The organism is Plantibacter lichenum, assembly GCF_050587525.1.
GTDB lineage: Bacteria > Actinomycetota > Actinomycetes > Actinomycetales > Microbacteriaceae > Plantibacter.
This window is the reverse complement of the sequence record NZ_JBOBFT010000013.1, coordinates 31,645-53,442: the sequence shown is the minus strand read 5'-3', so window position 1 is coordinate 53,442 and position 21,798 is coordinate 31,645. Positions and strand designations below refer to the sequence as shown.

18 protein-coding genes are annotated in these 21,798 nt (G+C 67.9%); 12 read left to right on the top strand and 6 right to left on the bottom strand.

All coding sequences use genetic code 11. From position 1 onward, the window contains the following. Window positions 1-156 precede the first annotated feature (156 nt). Window positions 157-1,629: an HNH endonuclease signature motif containing protein gene (locus tag ACQ3HB_RS16620; protein WP_430921475.1), complete on the top strand. Its 1,473-nt coding sequence runs from the start codon at window positions 157-159 to the stop codon at window positions 1,627-1,629. Window positions 1,630-1,984: 355 nt separating this feature from the next. Here ACQ3HB_RS16620 and ACQ3HB_RS16615 read toward each other — a convergent pair whose 3' ends face one another. The 5 genes from ACQ3HB_RS16615 to ACQ3HB_RS16595 all read right to left on the bottom strand — a co-directional run bounded on the left by ACQ3HB_RS16615 (window position 1,985) and on the right by ACQ3HB_RS16595 (window position 8,615). Next, window positions 1,985-3,709: an ATP-binding cassette domain-containing protein gene (locus ACQ3HB_RS16615; RefSeq protein WP_430921473.1), complete on the bottom strand. Its 1,725-nt coding sequence runs from the start codon at window positions 3,707-3,709 to the stop codon at window positions 1,985-1,987. Between the two features lie 137 nt (window positions 3,710-3,846). Next, window positions 3,847-4,638, bottom strand: a complete 792-nt coding sequence (locus tag ACQ3HB_RS16610; RefSeq protein ID WP_430921471.1) for an ABC transporter permease — start codon at window positions 4,636-4,638, stop codon at window positions 3,847-3,849. Window positions 4,639-4,881: 243 nt separating this feature from the next. Further along, entirely contained in the window at window positions 4,882-5,970 is a 1,089-nt protein-coding gene (locus tag ACQ3HB_RS16605) for an ABC transporter permease (protein ID WP_430921469.1), read from the bottom strand. A gap of 95 nt (window positions 5,971-6,065) precedes the next feature. Next, window positions 6,066-7,637 (bottom strand): ABC transporter substrate-binding protein, encoded by a 1,572-nt coding sequence (locus ACQ3HB_RS16600; RefSeq protein ID WP_430921468.1) that lies wholly within the window; start codon window positions 7,635-7,637, stop codon window positions 6,066-6,068. A gap of 162 nt (window positions 7,638-7,799) precedes the next feature. Then, entirely contained in the window at window positions 7,800-8,615 is an 816-nt protein-coding gene (locus ACQ3HB_RS16595; protein ID WP_430921466.1) for a DUF427 domain-containing protein, read from the bottom strand. Between the two features lie 220 nt (window positions 8,616-8,835). Here ACQ3HB_RS16595 and ACQ3HB_RS16590 point away from each other — a divergent pair, with 220 nt between their 5' ends. The 5 genes from ACQ3HB_RS16590 to ACQ3HB_RS16570 all read left to right on the top strand — a co-directional run bounded on the left by ACQ3HB_RS16590 (window position 8,836) and on the right by ACQ3HB_RS16570 (window position 14,626). After that, window positions 8,836-9,213 (top strand): DUF427 domain-containing protein, encoded by a 378-nt coding sequence (locus ACQ3HB_RS16590; protein WP_430921464.1) that lies wholly within the window; start codon window positions 8,836-8,838, stop codon window positions 9,211-9,213. Next, window positions 9,210-10,316, top strand: coding sequence for an LLM class flavin-dependent oxidoreductase (locus ACQ3HB_RS16585; RefSeq protein ID WP_430921462.1), 1,107 nt, complete (start codon window positions 9,210-9,212; stop codon window positions 10,314-10,316). Before ACQ3HB_RS16590 ends, ACQ3HB_RS16585 begins: the two co-directional genes overlap by 4 nt. After that, entirely contained in the window at window positions 10,313-11,647 is a 1,335-nt protein-coding gene (locus ACQ3HB_RS16580) for an LLM class flavin-dependent oxidoreductase (protein WP_430921460.1), read from the top strand. Before ACQ3HB_RS16585 ends, ACQ3HB_RS16580 begins: the two co-directional genes overlap by 4 nt. Continuing rightward, window positions 11,644-13,020 carry an NtaA/DmoA family FMN-dependent monooxygenase gene (locus tag ACQ3HB_RS16575; RefSeq protein WP_430921458.1) on the top strand — a complete coding sequence of 459 codons (1,377 nt, stop codon included), beginning with the start codon at window positions 11,644-11,646 and terminating at the stop codon, window positions 13,018-13,020. Before ACQ3HB_RS16580 ends, ACQ3HB_RS16575 begins: the two co-directional genes overlap by 4 nt. A 343-nt stretch (window positions 13,021-13,363) precedes the next feature. Further along, a complete protein-coding gene (locus ACQ3HB_RS16570; protein ID WP_430921598.1) occupies window positions 13,364-14,626 on the top strand; it encodes a helix-turn-helix transcriptional regulator in 1,263 nt (420 codons plus the stop codon). A 73-nt stretch (window positions 14,627-14,699) separates the two neighbouring features. Here ACQ3HB_RS16570 and ACQ3HB_RS16565 read toward each other — a convergent pair whose 3' ends face one another. Further along, complete coding sequence (locus tag ACQ3HB_RS16565; protein WP_430921456.1) at window positions 14,700-15,341, bottom strand: HutD/Ves family protein; 642 nt, start codon at window positions 15,339-15,341, stop codon at window positions 14,700-14,702. A 125-nt stretch (window positions 15,342-15,466) separates the two neighbouring features. Here ACQ3HB_RS16565 and ACQ3HB_RS16560 point away from each other — a divergent pair, with 125 nt between their 5' ends. From ACQ3HB_RS16560 to hutU, 6 genes are all read left to right on the top strand, one after another. Further along, entirely contained in the window at window positions 15,467-16,213 is a 747-nt protein-coding gene (locus tag ACQ3HB_RS16560; RefSeq protein ID WP_430921454.1) for an IclR family transcriptional regulator, read from the top strand. Further along, complete coding sequence (locus ACQ3HB_RS16555; RefSeq protein WP_430921452.1) at window positions 16,210-17,367, top strand: ABC transporter ATP-binding protein; 1,158 nt, start codon at window positions 16,210-16,212, stop codon at window positions 17,365-17,367. Before ACQ3HB_RS16560 ends, ACQ3HB_RS16555 begins: the two co-directional genes overlap by 4 nt. Further along, window positions 17,364-18,014 carry an ABC transporter permease gene (locus ACQ3HB_RS16550; RefSeq protein WP_430921450.1) on the top strand — a complete coding sequence of 217 codons (651 nt, stop codon included), beginning with the start codon at window positions 17,364-17,366 and terminating at the stop codon, window positions 18,012-18,014. Before ACQ3HB_RS16555 ends, ACQ3HB_RS16550 begins: the two co-directional genes overlap by 4 nt. Window positions 18,015-18,111: 97 nt before the next feature. Continuing rightward, the gene (locus ACQ3HB_RS16545) at window positions 18,112-18,843 is read left to right on the top strand and encodes an ABC transporter permease (RefSeq protein ID WP_430921448.1); all 732 of its coding nucleotides are present in this window, start codon (window positions 18,112-18,114) and stop codon (window positions 18,841-18,843) included. Window positions 18,844-18,982: 139 nt separating this feature from the next. Continuing rightward, a complete protein-coding gene (locus tag ACQ3HB_RS16540; protein ID WP_430921446.1) occupies window positions 18,983-19,942 on the top strand; it encodes an ABC transporter substrate-binding protein in 960 nt (319 codons plus the stop codon). A 93-nt stretch (window positions 19,943-20,035) separates the two neighbouring features. Next, window positions 20,036-21,796 (top strand): urocanate hydratase, encoded by a 1,761-nt coding sequence (gene hutU, locus ACQ3HB_RS16535; protein WP_430921445.1) that lies wholly within the window; start codon window positions 20,036-20,038, stop codon window positions 21,794-21,796. Window positions 21,797-21,798 lie beyond the last annotated feature (2 nt).

Below are 21,798 nucleotides of genomic sequence, written 5' to 3'. Positions count from 1 at the left end.
ACTGAGACTGTCGAAGTGCGTCGCCCTCGCAATACCGCCGCGCCTCTCAGTCCCGGTCACTGAGCTTGTCGAAGTGTGGGGTCTAGGTGCGCAGAAGTTCTCCACAGATTCTTCGAACCCCTGTTCTAGAACACGTCTCCTTGGTATTCTTGATGAGTGGACATACCTTCGACTCCGGACGCGATCGCCGCTCGTCTCACGAGCCTCGGCGAGCAGATCGTCGCGGAAAACGTCTGTATCGCGGCAGCCGAAGCACGCAAGGCCACCCTGTTCGCCGAGGCCGCCCGCCTGTCCGACCTCACCGCGCTCACGCTCGCTCCTCCCGGCACGACCTCGGCCCGGGCGAAGGACCTCGCCCGTCTCTCCCTGCACCTGGAGCTCTCTGCGATGACGCGGGTTCCGGAGCGCACGATCCAACATCGCATCGCCGAGTCCAAAGTCCTCGTGGACCAGCTCCCTGCCACGCTTGCCGCGCTCTCCGGGGGTTCGATCTCGGTCGGGCATGCTCGGGTGATCGTGGAGCAGCTCGCGGATGTCGACTCTGCGGATCGTGCAGAGTTCGAGACTCGGATCCTGCCCCTCGCGCAGACCTGCACCGCGGCACAGCTGAAGCAGCTGGCTCGGCAGTTGCGGGAGAAGCTCCACCCGGAAACCATCGGTACCCGTCACCACCGGGCCAGGCAGGACCGCCACGTGACCCTGACCCCGGCACCGGATGGCATGTCGTGGCTGTCGATCCTCACCACGGCGACCATCGCAACTGCCGCCTACAACCGCCTGTCCGACCTCACTGCGGCCACGCAACGCCGCGGCGATTCCCGCACGCGTGCGCAGTTGATGGTCGACAACGCCCAGAGTCTGCTCCTCTACGGTGTCACGGCGTCTTCTGGGCGTCCCGCACTGGTCGCGGCGCCCATAACGGCCACACCAGTTGTCGAGGATGAGGAAGTCCCTGCGTGGGCGGCACGGTCCCTACCAGCGCGTCCCGCCGCGTCCATGGACGACGGGGCAACCACACCGACACCGAACGTGGCTGTCCTTGACCGTGGCCGCGCGGCCCTCTCGGCCCTTGAACCCCGCACCGCGACCCGTCCGCTCCCGAGCATCGAGGACATCACGGAAGGCATCATCCCCACCGTGCATGTCACGGTCCCGGTGATGACGATCCTTGGTCACGAGCACCAACCAGGTTCCCTCGAAGGCTACGGTCCCATCGACCCGGAGACCGCGGTCAGGCTGAGCGTGCACGCGAAGTCCTTCACCCGGATCCTCACCCACCCTGAGACCGGGGCGGTCCTCTCGGTGAGTCGAGAACGATACGTGCCACCCGCGGACATGAAACGAGCCCTCGCGATCCGAGACACCCACTGCCGAGCACCGGGCTGCAACCGCCTCGCGAAGGGATGCGAACTGGACCACACGGTCCCGTGGTCGGAGGGAGGTGAAACGTCGGTGGAGAACCTCGCGCACCTGTGTCCGAAGCACCACCACCTCAAACACGAAACCAACTGGTCCCTGGAACCGGGTCCGGACGGGGTGCTGCACTGGATCAGTCCGAGTGGTCAGGTATTCACCACGGAACCGGATCCCCCGGACTGGTACCCCCTCGAACCACTCCCTGACACATGACCACATCAACCCGGTCCCAGACCCTGCCGCACCCGGTCGCTGAGCTTGTCGAAGTGCGGACGACCCATATCCCCGACCCACACCCTTCGACAGGCTCAGGGACCGATACCGCACCCGGTCGCTGAGCCTGTCGAAGTGCGGACGCTTCGGATCCGTGCCCCCTTCCCTTCAACAGGCTCAGGGACCGACACGGCACCCGGTCACTGAGCTTGTCGAAGTGGAGACGCCCCAGATCCTCAAACCCCCGCCCTTTGACAGGCTCAGGGACCGAAAGGCTCAGGGACCGACAGGCTCAGGGGCCGAAAGCTCAGGGAACAGGGGTCAGATCGCGTCTACAACCTCACAGGAACGACAGCTAGACGACGCCAACCTCAACGTCACCCTCCACCGCACCCTCGACCTCAACAGCGCGCAGCTCTCGAGGACTCTGCTCCACGCGGTGGTCATGTTCCTCACGCTCACGCCCACGCGAACGCAGACGGCGAGCCGCACCGATCAACGACTCCGTGTACGGATGCCGACCACCCGCGAAGACCTCCTCAGTGGCTCCCACATCCACGAGCGAACCGTGATTGAGGACGGCGATCCGGTCGGCGATCCGACGAACGACAGCCAGATCATGCGTGATGAAGAGGTATGAGACACCGGTTCGTTCCTGCAACTCGGCGAGGAGATCGAGAATGCGGGCCTGGACGGAGACATCGAGGGCCGACGTCGGCTCATCGCACACGACGAGCGGAACAGGACCGGCGAACGCTCGAGCGATCGCAACACGCTGCTTCTGGCCACCCGACAACTCGTGCGGGAACTTGTCGAGCGCATCGATCGGGAGACCGGTCGACTCGGCGAGCGTGACGGCGTCCGTGTCTCCACCCAACAGGGTGATGGAACGCGACAACACCTGACGCACGGTCCTTCTCGGATTGAGCGAAGCATCAGGGCTCTGGAACACGATCTGTACGGGAGGGACGTCGCGCTTCGTGCGGTTCACTGAAACTAACGGAGCGTCCGTGGCATCAGTGGCGCCAGTGGCATCAGAGGCATCGGCGAATGTGATCGACCCCTCGAACGTCGTGAGCCCGGCCACTGCCCGACCGAAGGTCGTCTTGCCGCTGCCGGACTCGCCGACGATGCCGAGAACCTCACCCCGACCGAGCGTGAGGTCGACACCATCGAGCGCGAGCTTCGTTCCGTAACGTTTCGTGAGCGCACGAATCTGAACGAGAGGAGCCTCGACGAGTGGACTGTCGCTTCTGCCCGCAGCGCGGTCGACGACCGAAATCGCCTCGTGCGCACGCCCAGTATGCCCAGCACGCACAGCACGCGGAGCCTCGAGGTCCGGGAGCGCAGCGACGAGTGCCTGCGCATAGGGATGCTGCGGAGCATCGATGACGGCACCCGCCTCACCGGTCTCGACGAGGACACCGTTCTGGAGGACACCGATACGACGGCAGTGCGTCGCGACGAGCGGCAGGTTGTGACTGATGAGCAGGGTCGCGAACCCGAGGTCGGCCTGGAGCCGATCGATGAGCGCGAGAATGTCGGCTTCGACGTTGCTGTCGAGACCGGTCGTCGGCTCGTCGAGGATGAGGAGCGCAGGCCGCGTCGCAAGAGCCATGGCGATGACGACCCGCTGCTGCTGGCCACCGGACAGCTCGTGCGGATACCGGCTCACGATGCGGGCGGGATCGGGGAGGCCGACGAGTTCCATGGCCGCAATCGTCTGCGAGCGGCTGGCCTTCGCCGAAGAGCCGTGCAGCCGGTAGACCTCGGCCAGCTGTTCGCCGACACTCGACGTCGGATTGAGCGCCAGTCCCGGCTCCTGGTAGACGACGCCGATCGCCGTCGAGCGGTAGCGACGAAGCGCCCGTTTGCCGAGCGAAGCGACCTGCTCGCCGGCGACCGTGAGCTGATCGGCCGTCACCGTCGCAGTGCGGGGGAGATACCGGGTGAGCGCGAGAGCGATCGTGCTCTTGCCGGACCCGGATTCACCGACCAGACCGAACGATTCACCGGCCGCGATGTCGAAGGAGACATCGGCGACGACCTCCCGGTCCACCTCCTCCGTCCGGTAGCTCACCCGGATGCCTCTGACTCGGACGGTCGGTTCGGCTGCGGCGAGTCGGCCTGCCTCTGTTCCGACAGTCGCACCTGTTCCGACAGTCGCACCTGGTCCGACAGTCGCACCTGGTCCGACAGTCACTCCTGTCTCAGTACTCATCGGCGGAACACCTCCTTCAGGTTGTCGGCGATCAGATTCACGGCGACCACGAGCGATGCGATGCCGAGAGCCGGGAAGACGAGGGTCCACCAGGCGGTCTGCAGGTAGATGCGGTTCTCGTTGATCGCGAGTCCCCAGTCGGGAGACGGCGGAGCGGCGGCGAGCCCGAGGAAGGAGAGCGATGAGGAGATGAAGATCGCCGCACCGAGACTCAGTGTCGCCTGCACGATGATGACGGGGACGATGTTCGGAAGCAGCTCCCGGAAGAGGATCCGCACCGACGACTCCCGCTGCATCTTCGCACTCGTCACATATTGCTTGCCCATCTCGACGAGCACTGCGGCACGGACGATCCGGGCGATGCTGGGGGCGAAGAGGAGCCCGACCGTCAACGTGAGCACGGGAACACTGCTGCCGAACCCGCCGACGATGACGAGCAGGAAGATGAGCGTCGGCAGAGCGAGGAAGACGTCGAAGATCCGCATGAACACCGTGTCGACGAACCCGCGGTAGTAGCCGGCGATGAGCCCCATCGCGGAACCGAGCACGGTCGCGAGGAGCGTCCCAGCCGGACCGATCTGCAGTGCGGGTTCTGCACCGGCGAGGACCCGGGCGAAGACATCCCGACCCAGGTGATCGGTCCCGAACAGATGGGCGAGGCCGGGAGCCGCGAGCTTCGCGCCGGTGTCGCCGAATGGGTCCAATCCGAACCAGCGCCATGCGATCGCGGCGACGACCCACCAGAGGACGACCACGGCGCTCACGGTGAACGTCGGACGGCGGAGCAATCGCCTGATCCTGGTCGAACGGGGGGAGCGGCCGGACAGGGAAGACGGGCCGGACAGGGAAGACGGGCCGGACGGGGAAGACGGGCCGGACGGGGAAGATGGGCCGGATGGGGAAGATGGGCCGGATGGGGAGGACTGGCCCGATGGGGACTGGCTGCCAGGATCAGACCGCTCGGCCTCACCGAGTACTTCGGGAGGACTCGCGAGTCCACTCGTCACTTCAGATCGCAGGATGCTCACGGGTCACTCGCCGTCGTCGAATCGGATGCGGGGGTCGATGAGGAGGAAGCAGACGTCGGCCAGGAGCAGAGCGACGAGCGAGATGACACCCGTGACCATGACTCCAGCTTCGAGGAGGAACACGTCCTTCTTCTCCGTCGCGGTTACGAGCAGCGCGCCGAGCCCGGGATAGCCGAAGAGCGTCTCGACCACGGCACTGCCGCCGAGGAGGGTGCCGAGGTAGATCCCGAGGAGGGAGACGGTCGGGATGAGGGCGTTGCGCACGACGTGACGGCGGACGACCTGCGAGGGGGAGAGGCCCTTGAGGACCGCCGTGCGGTGGTACTGGGAGGTGATCGTCTCGAGGACGCCGGAGCGGACCATTCGCGCCAGGACGGCGAGGTAACCGAGCGCGAGCGTGACGGCGGGAAGGGTCATGGCGCGGAGTCGGAGGAAGGGATCGGCGGCCGTGGCATCGGCTCCCGCGTGGACGGGCAGCCAGGCCAGGCCGACGGCGAAGACGATGAGGAGGACCACGCCGATCACGAACTCGGGGATCGCGGAGAGCGACATGAGCACGACGGTGATGGCGCGGTCCGATCGCGACCCCTCGCGGTACGCCTGGACGGCGCCGAGGGCGATGGCGATCGGCACCATGATGAGGAACGCGTAGAGGCCGAGGAGGAGCGAGTTGCCGAGGCGGCCGAGGATGAGTTCGGAAGCCGGGCTCGAGTAGATGAGGCTCGTGCCCCAGTCGCCCGTGAGGAACCCGCCGATCCAGTGCCCGTAGCGTTCGAGCAGGCTTCCGACGAGGCCGTGCTGCTCGTTCCACAGCTGCACCTGCTCTGCGGTGGCGTATGGCCCGAGCGCGTTGCGACCGGGATCGCCCGGCACGACCTGGACGAGCCAGAAGACGAGGATCGAGACGACGAAGAGGACGAAGGGGATCTGCAGGACCCGGCGACCGATGACGCCGAGGATCCTGCGATGCCGTTCGGGGAGGGTGGGACGTGCCGCGGACGGAGGAGCGTGTTCAGCTCCCCGCCCGGACGCAGCGGGCGGAGCGGCAGGGCTCGCCGTCGTGCCGTCCTGGCGGGGGCTGAACACGCTCATGTGATGAGGTCTCTCTGGTCAGATGCGGCTGTGAAGAGCAGCCGCGGTTTCGTGATGGAGATGCCGGTTCCGTTCTCTCGGTTCCGTGATCTCGATCACGTGATGGAGATGCCGGCGAAGGAGAAGCCGGCCGGGAAGTCGAGTGCGCCCTTGAACTGGCCCTGCACGCGCTTGTCCTGGAGCACTTCCGCCCTGGTGAAGGCCGGCACGATGACCGCGAGGTCCTTCCACTGGATGGCCGCGATCTGGTCGGCGAGCTTCTGGCGCTCGCCCTGGTCGGTCGTGGCGTCGTAGGAGGCCGAGAGCGCTTCGAGCTCCGGGTTGCTGTAGTGCGAGGCGTTCCAGTCCGCGCCGGTCGTGAAGATGAGACCGATGTACTGTGACGGCACGCGGGCTGCCCAGTTCGTGACGGTGAGCGGAGCGTTCAGCCACGGCGAGTCGGCGCCGTCGGCGTAGTACTGCGCGCTCGTCAATACGTCGAGCTTGACGTCGAAGCCGGGAACAGCGTTGAGCTGCTGCTGCAGGACCTCGCCGTAGAGCTGGTTCTCGGTCGCGATCGTGATGGTGAACGAGACGGTGCGCCCGTCGAGCAGCTCCGCGACCTTCTTGAGGTCCTGCTCACGCTGCTCGAGTCCCTTGGGCTGGATGTCGTAGTCGGGGAAGTACAGGGCGTCGTTGGCGACATCGGCCGTTCCGTCGTACACCTTCTCGATGAGCTTCTTGCGGTCGATCGCCCACGCGACGGCCTGACGGACCGTCGGGTCGTTGAACGGAGCGACGGACTGGTTGAGGAAGATGCCGTCGAACTTGTTGTATCCGGCGCTGATCGTGTTGTACTTCGACACGTCGACGGCTGCTCGAACATCAGGGGACAGGGCGATGCGGTCGACCTCGCCGGCCTGGAAGGCGAGCAGCGCGGCCTGCGGGTCGGCGTAGACCTTGAGCTCGACGCCGTCCACCTTGATGTCCTTCGCGTCCCAGTACTTCGGGTTCTTCGTGAACTTCGCGGATTCGCCCACCGTGTAGGAGTCGAGGACGAACTGTCCGGCGCCCACCGGGTGCTTCAGCCAGTCGCCGGGCGTGTAGCCGGCCGGCAGGATGGCGGTGTTCGCTCCGGCGAGCAGACGGGGGAAGTCCGAGAACGGCCGGGCGAGCGTGAAGTCGACCGCGCTCCCGTCGGCGGTCGGCGCCACTCCGGAGAGGATGCCCGTGAAGCTGCTCTTGCCGGGCGACGTGCTGTCGGGACCGGTGATCGTCTCGAAGGTGGAGACGACGTCCTTCGCGGTGACGGGCGTTCCGTCGTTGAACTCGGCACCCTCACGCAGCTTCACCGTCCAGGTGAGGCCGTCCTCCGACGGCTCCCATGAGGTGGCGAGACGCGGGAACAGCTTGCCCTTGGCGTCGATCGAGACGAGTCCCTCCGATGCGAGGCCGGCGATGAGCATCGCGTTGTAATCGGAGACGGTGAGCGGATCGATGTCGCCGCCCGGATCGCTGATCGGCACGCGATAGATCGCGGTGCCCGTGCCGCCGCCGGCGGAATCCGCCGAGGTGGAGGTGCCGCATGCGGTGAGGGCGAGCGTGATGGCGCCGATCGCGACGGCCGCCGCGAGCAGACGCAAGCGGCGTGGCCTGGGGGGATCGATGGTGCTGGTGGCTGAATGCATGTGGATGCTCCTGTGGGTGCGGGCTGTGTTGTGCGGGCTGTAGCTGGGGAAGCCGGTCGGGTGGCCCGTAGGGCTTGGGTGACCATCGAACAGTTGTTGCCGTGATCCGTCGAATGCCCGGCGACACATCCCGCAACATGCGATCCGGCCGCGAGTGCGGGATCAGTGCGCGGGGACCCCGTCGACCGTGATCGAGACCCGCTCCGGGTAGAACGCGATGCGGTCGACGATGGGGCCGACGGGCGCCTTCGGCTCCGGATACGACCACGCGACGTCCTCGAGGACTCCTTCGGCGTCGGGGAGCGCCCAGTAGTCGGTCGCGTACCCCTTGTACGGGCACTCCGACCAGGTCTCCGACGGGGTGAGCCGGTCGAGATCCACATCGGCCCTCGGCAGGTAGTACCTCGTCGGCAGGCCGGTTTCGAAGACGAGGACGGGGGAGTGGCTGTCCGCGATCACCTGCCCGTCGTGAGTCACGACGACGTGGCGGCTGCTCGGGATCGCGTCCACACGGTTGTAGGGATCGCGGGGGTGCGTCATGACCTGCTCGTCCTCCTCCACCCACCGGTCGAGGACGTCGTGGAACCAGTTCACGGCGATGAAACCCTCGAGCTCTGGGACGTCCCACGTCCACGCGGCGTGCTCGACGAGGCGCTCGCCGAGACGCAGGTCGAACCAGCTCTTCGCCGGACGACGTGGTCGGTAGAAACCGCGATCGGCTGCGGGCGGTTCGGTCGGCACGAGGAGGTCGGTGCGCACCTGTTCGAGCGGGAAACCGTACTCCGGGACCTTCGCCCGAGGCTCCCAGACGAGGATCTGCTGGCGACTGTCGACGACGGCGACGTCGTCGACGAAGCCGCGCAACCAGCGGGAACTCGGGGTGAACGACCACGTCGACGGGTAGCTCGGGAATCGTTCCACGAGGTTCGGGCTGGACGTCGGCAGAACGGGGGCTTGCGTCGTGGGGAGAGCGGTCATCTGGGGGTCCTCCGGTGTCGGGAGCGGTGTCGGGACGGTATCGGTCGGGTGCTGAGACCCAGTGTGCGGTCGCGCTCGCCGCCACCGGAAGTCGTGCCGAAGGATGGAGGAAACATCTCGTCATCAAGGGCTGAACCGCCCGCATCCGCCGTTAGCGTTGCCCCGATTCACCTGAGCACGTCGAGGCTCACCTCACCAGACCAACCGCATGGAGGAACCCGTGGCCGAGAACCAGACAGCAACGCAGGCAGCCGCACAGTCGGAACGCATCCGGATCCTGCCTGCCGCAGGGACGGTCGAGATCCGCAACGGCGAGCGGCTCGTCGCCACGACGGATGCTGCGCTCGAACTCCACGAACGCGGCCACGACGTGCGCTACTACCTGCCGCGGTCAGACGTCGACCTCACGCAGTTGCAGCCGATCGACACGACGAGCCACTGCCCGTTCAAGGGAGATGCGAGCGACTACTGGGCGCTCGCCGACGATCCCGAGGGCACGCCCGTCGCCTGGTCGTACCCCGAGCCGATCGCCCTGTCCGCGCCCATCGCGGGCTACGTCGCCTTCACCGACACGCTCCAGCTCGAGGTGCACGCATGACCGGCGGCTTCTCGATCGATCGTGTGACCGATGCGCCGTTGCAGCTCGGCGTCTTCGCGCACTTCGCCGAAGAGGCATCGGCGCACGACGTGTACACGGACTTCCTCGACCTGTTCGCACATGCCGAGGAGCTCGGCTTCGGCTACGCGTGGCTCCGCCAGTTCCACCTCCAGGACGCCCACGGGAACCGGGCAGGCGGCCTGCCGTCGCCGTTCGTGTTCCTGGCCGCGCTCGCCAGCAGGACGAGTCGCCTGCGGCTCGGAACCGCAGCCGTGACGCTGCCGCTCGAGAGCCCGTTGCGGGTCGCCGAGGACGCGGCGGTGCTCGATGTGCTGAGCAATGGGCGCGTCGAGCTCGGCATCGCGAACGGAGGTGGGATCCCGGGGCTCGCCGACGCCTTCGGGCAACGGCTCGCCGAGGACCCGTCCCAGCGACGAGCAGCACACCTGCGCTCGCTCGAAGCGCTCCTCGCGGCCCTCGACGGGCTTCCCGTGAACGACTCCGGACAGGTCCTGTCTCCACCGACGCCCGGCCTGACCGCCAGGGTCTGGGAGGCGACGCTGAGCGACACGAGCGCGTTCGAAGCCGCCACCCGCGGACACGGCGTGCTGGTCGGCACGACGCAGACCGTGCCGGCCGAAATCACGACCGCCGCCTACTTCCGTGGACTGCCGGAGGGCGTCACGCCTCGCGTCGGCGTCTCGACCCTCATCTACCCGGCGGCCGACCGCGAGACGGCGCTCCGCGAGGCCGAAGCCGGCATCCTCCGCAAGTGGAAGTGGGGCAAGGACTTCCTGCCGCCCGCCCACACGCTCGCGGAGAAGGCCGCATCGCTCGGGATCCACTACGGCACGGCTGAGCAGATCACTGAATCGATCGCCGCACACCCGTCGTTCCCCTACACGACCCACCTCCAGGTGCAGGTCGAACTGCTCTACTCGAGCTTCGCGAAACGTCACGACGCGCTCGAACTGTTCGTCCGCGACGTCGCTCCCTCGCTCGGCTGGGCGCCGCCGTTCGAAGGTGCTGGTGCTGGTGCCGGTGCCGGTGCCGGTGCTGGTGCTGGTCTGGGCGCCGACGTATCAGCGGGAGCCCTCCGATGAGCGCGGAACGCGAACCCCTCGCCCTCGGCGCAGGGATCTTCTACCCGGGCGGCGAGCACGTCACGAGCTGGCGCTCCGAGGCCGGCCAACCCGATCGGTACCTCGACCTCGACTACTACGCGAACTTCGCGAAGACGGCGGAGGACGGGAAGTTCGCGACCCTCTTCATCGCCGATGAACTGTACGTCTGGGATCGCTTCGCCTCCGGCATCGACCACGGGGTCAACATCCGCCCGGAGCCCTTCACGCTCCTCGGCGCGCTCTCGCAGCTGACGACGAAGATCGGGCTCGCCGCGACCGTGTCGACGAGCTACAACGAGCCGTACCATGTGGCCAGGAAGCTCGCCTCGCTCGACCACCTGAGCCACGGACGAGCCGCCTGGAACCTCGTGACGAGCGCGAGCGACGAGGAGGCGCGCAACTTCGGGCGCGACAGCCACTTCGACCACGACGTCAGATATCGCCGGGGCGAGGAGTTCGTCGAGGTCGTGACCGGGCTCTGGGACAGCTGGGACGACGACGCCTTCCGCTACGACCGGGAGAGCGGGATCTTCGCCGACCGCGACAAGCTGCACGTCCTCGACCACGAGGGGGAGTTCCTGCGCGTCCGAGGCCCGCTCAACGTCCCGCGTCCTTCCCAGGGCCACCCGCCGCTGTTCCAGGCCGGGGCCTCCGAAGCGGGGCGAGCCCTCGCGGGACGGACCGCGGAGGCCGTCTTCACGATCAGCCCCGACGACCTCGACGGAGCCGTCGCCCTCTACGACGACTACAAACGACGAGCGGTCGAAGCGGGCCGCGACGCGGACGCGCTCCGAGTGCTCCCCGCCCTCTCGCCCGTCATCGGCAGGACCATCGCCGAGGCGGAGGAACGCTTCCGCGCGATCGAGGAGCTGACGCCCGACCGCGTCTCCCTCGACCTCCTCTCGCACCACCTGGGCGAGGACCTGAGCGACCGCGAACTCGACGCCCCGTTCGTCTTCGACTTCGATCCGGAGCGGTTCAACCAGTCGAAGTCGTTCTACGCGCTCATCGCCTCGCTCGTGGAAGGACAGGGCCTCACGCTTCGCGAGGTCTACCGGACGCTCCTGCGCCGGCGCTTCCTCCTCGGCACCCCGGACACGCTCGGCGACTGGATCGCCGACCGCTACGAACAGGGAGCGGCCGACGGCTTCATCGTCATGTTCCCCACCCTGCCCGACTCCCTCGAGGACTTCGTGGAGGGCATCGTCCCGCGGCTCATCGACCGTGGCGTCTACCGCTCCGAGTACCTCGGGGACACCCTGCGCGAGAACCTCGGTCTCGCTCGACCAGTAGGAAGGTACGTGCGATGAGCGAGTACACAGGCAGCACAGGCAGCGCCCGCAGACTGCTCCTCGGAGCGTTCCTCTTCCACCCGGGCGGGGCGCACGTCACGGGCTGGCGCCATGGCAGCGCTGAACCAGAGAAGCACCTCGACATCGATTTCTTCAAGCGGTTCGCGCAGACGGCGGAGCGAGGGTTCTTCGACACCCTCTTCCTCGCCGACGGCCTCTACCTGTGGGATCGCTACCCGTCCGGAACCGACCACTACAGCCAGGTGCGACCCGAGCCGCTCACGCTGCTCTCCGCGCTGTCCGTCCACACGAAGCACATCGGGCTCGCAGCGACCGTCTCGACGACGTACAACGAGCCGTACCACGTCGCGCGTGCGCTCGCGACGCTCGACCACCTGAGCGGGGGACGCGCCGCTTGGAACCTCGTGACCTCGCGCTACGACGAGGAGGCCCGCAACTTCGGCGGCGACAGCCACCTCGACCACTCGCGCCGCTACGAGCGCGGGGCCGAGTTCGTGCAGGTCGTGGAGGAGCTGTGGGACAGCTGGGCCGATGACGCGTTCCCCGCCGACAAGGCGAGCGGGATCTTCGCGGACGCCTCGAAGCTCGCCACCGCGGACCACCGCGGCGAGTTCTTCACGGTTCGCGGCCCGCTCAACGTGTCGAGGCCGCCGCAGGGGTACCCGGTTCAGTTCCAGGCGGGCGGATCACCGGCCGGTCAGGAGCTCGCGGCGGCGACGGCCGACGCCGTGTTCGCCAGGCTGCTCCCGCTCGGTGAGGCGCAGCGCTTCTACAGTGGGCTCAAGGAACGCGTCGCGGCTCACGGCCGGGATCCCGAGCGGTTCGCGATCCTGCCCTCCATCCGTCCCGTGGTCGCGGTCTCCAGAGCGGAGGCGGAGGACATCGCCGAGGAACTGCTCGCATCGACGCCAGACGCGCTCATCCTCGAGGACGTCGCGCACTCGATCGGTCAGGACCTCACCGGGCTCACCGCGGACGACCCGTTCGTCTACGCGCCGGACATCGACACCTCGAACGAGGGGAAGTCTCCCGGCCGCATCAACGATGCGCACATCAACGGCGGACCCGTGACGGCACGTGAGATCTACGCCTCCGCCTTCCGGGAGCAGACGCTCATCGGCACGGCGACGGACATTGCGGACGAGATCGAGGGCCGGTTCACCTCGCGGGCCGCGGACGGCTTCATCGTCCAGTCGTTGACCCTGCCGGACGGCATCGAACGGTTCGTCGACCTCGTGACGCCGGAACTGCAGCGCCGGGGACTCACGCCCACGGCGTACGGCGACGGCACGCTCCGGGATCGACTCGGTCTCGAGCGACCTGCGCGTGGGCGGGTCCACGGTGCTGCAGCGGTACCGGTGACGGCGTGAACGAGCTGCTGTTCTGGTATCCGGCGATCCACGGGACCGCTGCGATCGGTTCCGGTGACGGTTCGGCGTGGCCCCAGGGCGATGGCGTGACGGAGACCGCTGAGTAATTTTCACCGATGACGTCCGCACGCCCCTCCGCTGTAGTGTCGAGAGGTCGCGTGCAGCGCGCGCGACGACCCCGCCCGGTCTGACCCGACAACACCGGAGTGGCGGTGCGGTCCACGACGATGTGGCTCGCCTTCGGCTGACCGACCCGACATGGCAGCCCGTCGTCCTGCGCGCTGCACGGACCGTCTGCGCGAACGGCCCACTCCGGCTGAGCGATACGATGTGGAACGTGAGCATGGACGACGTCAGCGAGAGTATGGACGACGTCAGCGAGAGCGAGGAGACGAGCGACTCGCTGGAGGGCTCGGCCATGCAACTGCACCTGCACGACGGGGACCTCGAGGGTGCGCTCGCCCTCCTCGATGAGCTTCCCGAACCGCGTCGATCCGCCCTCCGCGCCCAGCACCGCTACTACAGCGGCGACCTGCGCGGCTCTGCGCCGCTGCTCAGCGCGGTGTGCGCGGAACCGCCCACACCGGCCACGATCGACTGCTTCGCCTCGCTCGTCGCCGTCCTCGGCATGCAGGGGCGCCGAGGAGAGGCAGGAACGCTCTTCCAACGAGGGGTTCGGGCGCAGCTCTCGATGCGGACGCTCGACTCCCAGCCCTTCGTCGAACTCGGCGCCGGCATCGTGCTCGCGGAACTGCTCGGCGGTCGCCCGCGGCGTGCGGGCCTCATCCTGACGGCGGGGGAGGCGATGCTCCGCGGCAAACGGGTCGACGCCACGAAGGACGCCTCGCTCATGTCCCTCGGCACCACGATGATCGACGTCGCCAACGGGCGGTGGAGCGATGCCAGGAGGCGGTTGGACGCGATCGCCGCGGAGCTGGAGGCCGCAGGACCGACGGAGGAAGCCGCGCCTACGGACGCAACCGCGCACGTCGCCGCCTACCTCGCGCTCGTCGCCGCGGTGCAGGGCGACGTCAGCGTCTCGCTCATCGCGAGGGAGGACGCGCGCACGGCCATGCTGACCGGTAATCGCTCGCTCGAAGCGCACATCCGGTACCTCTGCACGCTCGCATCGCTCTGGGTCCGGCTCGACGACGTCGCGAGACACGACGCCGACGAGTTGCGCGTGTACTCGATCCGCCACGATCTGCCGCTCATGGAACTGCATGCGATCCACCTGCTGTCTCTGTGCGGCGGGCGCGATGCCGCGCTGCTCGAACGCGCGGAAGTGCTCGCCCGACGATGCGATGCGGCCGTCGCGGAAGCCCTCGTCGATCAGATCGAGGTGGGTCGGACGACGTTCGGCGTCCGTGAACTCGCGAGACACGGTGTCTGGGTCCCTCCGCACCCGTCGACGCTCGACGAGCTGAGCGCCCGCGAACGCGAGATCGCGAACTACACAGCGCTCGGGTTCTCCGCATCCGATGCGGCGAAGCGGCTGTTCATCTCACGACGGACCGTCGAATCGCACCTGCGCAACATCTTCGCGAAGCTCGGCGTCACGAGTCGTGACGAACTCGCGGACGTCCTCCACGACCTGCGGTACTGAGTACCGGACCCGGTCACTGAGCCCGTCGAAGTGTACCGACCCGGTCACTGAGCCTGTCGAAGTGTGCCCAGCATCACAACCCGACGGAGGCGACCTCGACGACCGCAACGCACCCGTCCCCGACGAACAGCTCACCCGCGTGGATCCGCTCACCGGCGCCGACCCACAGGCAATCGCCGAAGCCGAGACCGGCCAGCCCCTCCTCCAACGCCACGAGCACCCGCGGGGCGTCCGTGACCGGAACGACCTCGGCGCCTGCAGAGACGCGCACCACGCCAGAGGCGGCGTCACGCCTCGTGAAGAGGTTGAGGACTCTGGTCGTTCCGGCGGGCGGCACGCAGTCGACCGTGGCCTCGCCCGCGAAGCGCTCCTGCTCGAAGCGGTCGACCGCGACGATCGGAGAACCGTCGAGAGAGAGCTCGACAGGACCTGGAGCGGCGGACTCCGCGCCTGGATCAGCAGCCGCAGCACCGATGACCGTGAACGTCCGGTCGTAGCCGGGGAACGACGAGAAGGCAGATGGTCCGGTGAGTTCGGCGATGCTCAGCCGCCACTCCGGATCGAGTAGGGCCTCGGAGAACGGCGGGAAGATCCGACCGGTCTCGAGGTCGCTCACCCGTCCTGCGGCGATCGTCGTGGTGGTCCCGCCGAGCCCTCCGGAACCCTTCCAGCCGGCGGGGACGAGGGACGCGAACGAACTCTGGAGAGGAGACATGCAGGCACGGTACTGCGAATTGACCATTGCTATCTAGTGGCAACCACGTTTTACTTAGTGGAAACATTCGCCGCTGAGCGACGAAACAATCCCTCACTAATGTCAATGACGACAGGAGGAACGACATGGCAGAATCGTCAACCCGCACGGTCGACCGAGCACTCTCCCTGCTGGGGATCGTGTGCGGTCGAGGCTCCGTGTCGCTCGCTGACGCGGCACGCGACGCAGACCTCTCTGCGAGCACTGCGCTCCGACTGCTCCGCACCCTCGAAGCGCAGGAGTTCATCCGTCGGGAGACCGACGGCCGCTACACACCGGGCGCCCGCATCGTCCAGCTCGGGGCCTTGGCCCTCGCGAACGAGTCGCTCGTCTCCCTCGCGAGCGAAGCCATGCACCGCATGGTCGCAGCGACGGGGGAGTCCTGCTACCTCTCCATCCACGGCGCCGGCGAGACGGCCCTCTACATCGCGATCGTCGAAGGCACCCACTCGGTCCGTCACGCGAGCTGGGTCGGTCGTTCCATCCCGCTCCACGGTTCCGCCGCCGGCACCGTTCTCACGGGCGACGTCGACCCGATCGGCTACACGATCGTCCGGCAGGGCGTGGAGTCCGACGTCACCGCCATCGCCGTTCCCGTCATGATCGGCCACCGCATCGTCGCGGCGCTCTCGAGCGTCGTCCCCAGCTACCGCGTCTCCGACGAGCAGATCGCTCGCATCGGAGAGCTGCTCATCACCGAAGCCGGCTCGATCATCGCTGCACCAGCGGCGTCGAGCGCAGCGACCGACCCCGTCGCCCAGGCAGACCTGAACAACACAGACCAACACAGCCGGAACCACACGGACCGGCCCTCCGAGGAGCTCGCCTCATGATCACCTTCGAGAACGTCACGAAGACCTACCCGGACGGCACCAACGCCGTCGACGGGCTCACGATGGTCGCCCCCACCGGCAAACTCACGGTCCTCGTCGGACCGTCCGGGTGCGGCAAGACCACCTCCCTCCGCATGATCAACCGCCTCATCCGCCCCACCTCCGGCACGATCAGCCTCGACGGCGAATCGACGAACGGCATGGACGAAGCGCTCCTGCGCCGCCGCATCGGCTACGTCATCCAGCACGCCGGCCTCTTCCCGCACCGCACGATCCTCGACAACGTCGCAGCGACACCACGCCTCGCCGGCAGGTCGGCGAAAGAGGCGCGGAGCATCGCGATGGAGCTGATCGAACGCGTCGGTCTGCCCGCGACCTTCGCGAAGCGGTACCCGTGGCAGCTCTCTGGCGGTCAGCAGCAGCGTGTCGGCGTCGCTCGTGCGCTCGCGTCCGATCCCGCGTTCATGTTGATGGACGAGCCGTTCAGTGCTGTCGACCCCGTCGTGCGAGCGCAGCTGCAGGACGAGTTCCTGCGCCTCCAACGCGAGATCGGCAAGACGATCATCATGGTCACCCACGACATCGACGAAGCATTGAAGCTCGGCGACCAGGTGGCCGTCATGCGCACGGGCGGCAAGCTCGCCCAGCTCGCGACGCCGGAGGAGCTGCTCACGGACCCCGCGGACGATTTCGTCGCCGATTTCGTGGGGCGCGACCGCGGGTACCGTTCGCTCGGGTTCACGCAGGCGGCTCCCGGTCTCCGGATCCGGCCGGAGCCCGTCGTGACCCTCGGCGCCAGTGCGGAAGAGGCCCTCGCGGCGACGACCGACGCGTGGCTCCTCGTCCTCGACGACGATGGACGACCCGTCGGCTGGGTGGAACCCCGCACCCTCACGGGCCCGGTCCGCTCGGGCGACCTGAATCTCAGCGGCACCGTCGCACCGACCACGGGGACGATGCGGCAGATCCTCGACGCAGCGCTCAGCACCCCCAGCCGTCGCGGCGTGCTCGTCGACGACCACGGGCAGCTCGTCGGATCCGTCACGGCCGCCGATGTCGTCTCCTCCCTCGACGAGAACCGCGGCAGCCTGCAGACGGGTGCGGTCCCGACCGTCCGCCAGCAGGCACACTCCGCAGGCCGGGCGACGTCATGAACTTCGACTGGATCGCCAGACAGTCCGGTGACATCGCCGTCCTCTTCGGCTGGCACGTCGTGCTGTCCATCATCCCCGTGGTCCTCGGCCTCGCGATCTCGCTGCCACTCGGCTGGTTCGCCCAACGCAGCGGGGTCTTCAAGTCCGTCATCCTCGGCACGACCGGCCTCCTTTACACGGTCCCGTCGCTCGCGCTCTTCGTGCTCCTCCCACCGCTCCTCGGGACGAAGATCCTCGATCCGCTGAACGTCGTCGTCGCGCTCACCGTCTACACCGTCGCGCTCCTCGTCCGGACCGTCTCGGACGGCCTCGACTCCGTCCCGCCCGAGACGGTGCAGGCGGCGACGGCGATGGGCTACCGCGGCTTCCAACGGCTCGTCTCGGTCGAACTCCCCGTCGCGGTGCCCGTCATCGCCGCCGGCCTCCGCGTCGCCGTCGTCTCCAACGTGAGCGTCGTCGCCATCGCGGCCCTCATCGGCACCCAGCAGCTCGGCCTCCTCTTCACCCAGGGCGCCCAATTGCGCTTCCTCACCCCGATCATCGTCGGCATCGTGCTCTGCCTCATCCTGGCGGTCCTGCTCGACGGGCTCGTAGTGCTCCTCAACACGTGGCTGACGCCCTGGACCCCGAAGGTGGTGGCGGCATGATCGACCGGCTGCTCGAGCTGTTCCGAACACCTGTGCGCATCGGACTGGCCTGGCCAGAATCGACCGCGTGGGCCACTGCGCGAGGGGTGGTGGCGGCATGATCGACTGGCTGCTCGATCCCGCGCACTGGACCGGAACCGATGCGATCCAGGTCCTGCTCGTGCAGCACCTGATCTACACGGGACTCGCCCTCGTCGTCGCCGCGCTCATCGGTGTCCCGATCGGCCTCTACGTCGGCCACACGGGCAAGGGCACCTTCCTCATCGCCGGTGTCGCGAACGCACTCCGCGCCCTGCCGACCCTCGGCCTCGTCATCCTCCTCGTGATCGTGATCGCACCCGTCTTCGCCTCCGACCTCGCGTTCATCGTCCCGAGCCTGATCGTCCTCGTGCTCCTCGCGGTGCCGCCGATCATGACGAACACCTACGCCGGAATCCGCGCCGTCGACCCGGGCGCGGTCGATGCGGCCGTCGGGATGGGCTTCCGCCCGCTCAAGGTGCTCTTCTCCGTCCAGGTGCCGTGTGCGATGCCGCTCATCCTCTCCGGGCTGCGCGGGGCGACGCTCCAGGTCATCTCGACGGCGACGATCGCCGCGTACGTCTCGCTCGGCGGCCTCGGTCGGCTCATCATCGACGGCCGCGCACAGAACGACTACGACCAGATGCTCGTCGGAGCCGTCCTCGTGGCCCTCCTCGCCCTCCTCGTCGACCTCGGCATCGGCCTCATCGCGAGGTTGACCGTGTCCCCAGGCCTCACCAGGCGCGTCACCCGCAGCTCGGTGATCCAGACCGCTCCCGTCCGCGCGACCCCCGCTCCGGCCGTGGTCTGAACAGGCCTCCCACCGCACCGCCAGCAGTACTCGCACCCTGAACCAACCGGCACCACAGCACACAGCACGGCTCCATGATCCTTCCCACCCACGCAGGTCCGATCCCCTCGACCAGCGTCAGAAAGCCTAAGGACCCACCATGAATAGCCCCTTCAGCCCCACCCGTCGAGGCACGCGCCTCACCCGCCGCACCGCGCTCGCGACGATCGCCCTCGCCGCGACGACGGCACTCGCCCTCTCCGCCTGCTCCGGCGGAGGCGACCCGCTCGCCGCCGACAAGCCCTCCGGTTCCACGGGCGGAGGCAGCATCATCGTCGGCTCGGCCGACTTCCCGGAGAGCCAGCTCCTCGCGACGATCTACGCGCAGGCGCTCAACACCGCCGGCATCGACGCCACGACGAAGCTCAACATCGGCAGCCGCGAGGTCTACATGCCTGCGCTGCTCGACGGCTCCATCAACCTCCTGCCCGAGTACGCCGGCGCGACGCTCAGCTACCTCGACAAGACCGTCGAGGCGACGACCCCGGAAGAGGTCGCGGCCGGCCTCGAGAAGGCCCTGCCGAAGGGCATCTCGATGCTGACGCCGTCGGACGCGCAGGACTCGGACACCCTCGCCGTGACACGAGAGACCGCTGACAAATACAAGCTCACGACGGTCTCCGACCTCATCCCCATCGCCGGTGACATCGTCCTCGGCGGCCCACCGGAGTGGAAGACGCGCCACGAGGGCGTCGCGGGACTCAAGGAGGTCTACGGCCTCGAGTTCAAGGAGTTCAAGACGCTCGACGTCGCGGGTCCGCTGACGCTCACGGCGCTCCTCAACGGGCAGATCCAGGTCGCCGACCTCACCTCGACCGACCCGGCGATCGCCGAGAACGACCTCGTCGCGCTGAAGGACGACAAGAACCTGTTCCCCGCGCAGAACATCGTGCCGATCGTGGCGACCGACCAGGTCACCGACAAGCTCACGAAGGTGCTCGACAGCGTCTCGGCCGCCCTCACGACGAAGGCGCTCATCGAGATGAACGGCCGCCTCGCCAAGCAGGAGAGCATCGACACCGTTGCAGCCGACTGGCTGAAGGCCAACAAGATCGGCTAGTCGATCGTCGGTCGCTGAGCGTGTCGAAGTGCCCTTCGACACGCTCAGGGGCCGGAACCAAGCGCTCATCGCATCACCGAAAGGAACCACACCATGACCGGATCTCGCGCCGTGCGCGCTGCCAGAGGAACCGACCTCACCGCCAAGAGCTGGCAGACCGAAGCACCGCTCCGGATGCTCATGAACAACCTCGATCCGGAGGTCGCCGAACGCCCAGAGGACCTCGTCGTCTACGGCGGGACGGGCAAGGCCGCTCGCAACTGGGCGAGTTTCGACGCCATCGTCGCCTCCCTCACCGATCTCGCGGACGATGAGACGCTCCTCGTCCAGTCAGGGAAGCCCGTCGGCGTCTTCCGCACGAACGTGTGGGCACCGCGTGTGCTCCTCGCCAACTCCAACCTCGTGGGCGACTGGGCCACGTGGCCCGAGTTCCGCCGCCTCGAAGCCGAGGGCCTCATGATGTACGGCCAGATGACGGCCGGTTCGTGGATCTACATCGGCACGCAGGGCATCCTCCAGGGCACCTACGAGACCTTCGGCGCCATCGCGAAGAAGCGCTTCAACGGGACGCTCGCCGGCACGCTCACCGTGACGGGCGGCTGCGGTGGCATGGGCGGCGCCCAGCCGCTCGCCGTGACGCTCAACGGGGGAGCCGTCCTCATCGTCGACGTCGACGAGACCCGCCTCCGTCGACGCCTGTCGAAGCGGTACCTCGACGCGGTCGAGACCGACATCGACGTGGCGCTCGAACGTGTCCTCGCCGCCAAGGCCGCTGGCGAAGCGCTCTCCGTCGGCCTCGTCGGCAACTCGGCGGAGGTGCTGCCGCTGCTCCTCGAACGGGGCGTGCCCGTCGACATCGTGACCGACCAGACGTCAGCGCACGACCCGCTGTCCTACCTGCCCGTCGGCATCTCGGTCGAGGACTGGCGCGCCGAGGCCGAGCGCGACCCCGAGGGGTTCACGCTGCGGGCCCGTGAGTCGATGGCGCGCCACGTGGAGGCGATGGTCGGCTTCCTGGACGCCGGTTCCGAGGTCTTCGACTACGGCAACTCGATCCGCGACGAGGCCCGTCAGGGCGGCTACGACCGCGCCTTCGCGTTCCCCGGATTCGTCCCGGCCTACATCCGTCCGCTCTTCTGCGAAGGTCTCGGACCGTTCCGCTGGGTCGCGCTCTCCGGCGACCCTGAGGACATCCGGGTGACCGACGAAGCGATGATCGAGCTGTTCCCCGAGAACGAGGGACTGAAACGCTGGATCAGGGCGGCACAGGAGCGCGTCGAGTTCGAGGGCCTTCCTGCTCGCATCTGCTGGCTCGGCTACGGCGACCGCGCGAAGGCAGGCGTCCGCTTCAACGAACTCGTCGCGGAAGGCAAGCTCAAGGCGCCCATCGTCATCGGTCGCGACCACCTCGACTCCGGTTCCGTCGCTTCGCCGTACCGTGAGACGGAGTCGATGGCGGACGGCTCCGACGCGATCGCCGACTGGCCCATCCTGAACGCCCTGCTCAACACGGCGTCAGGCGCCACCTGGGTGTCCCTGCACCACGGCGGCGGCGTCGGCATCGGCCGTTCCATCCACGCCGGACAGGTGTCGGTCGCCGATGGCACGCCCCTCGCGGCCGAGAAGCTCTCGCGCCTGCTCACGAACGACCCGGGCATGGGTGTCATCCGGCACGTCGACGCCGGCTACGACCGTGCGATCGAGGTCGCCGAGGAGCGCGGGGTCCGGATCCCGATGCTCGCCGAAGCGAAGGAACTCGCAGCGGCGCACGCGCGTCGGGCCGCAGAGCAGGCGGCGGCCCGTGAAGCCGACGAACGGGTGTCCGCGGCTGCATTCGCGGCAGCGCAGGCCTGATC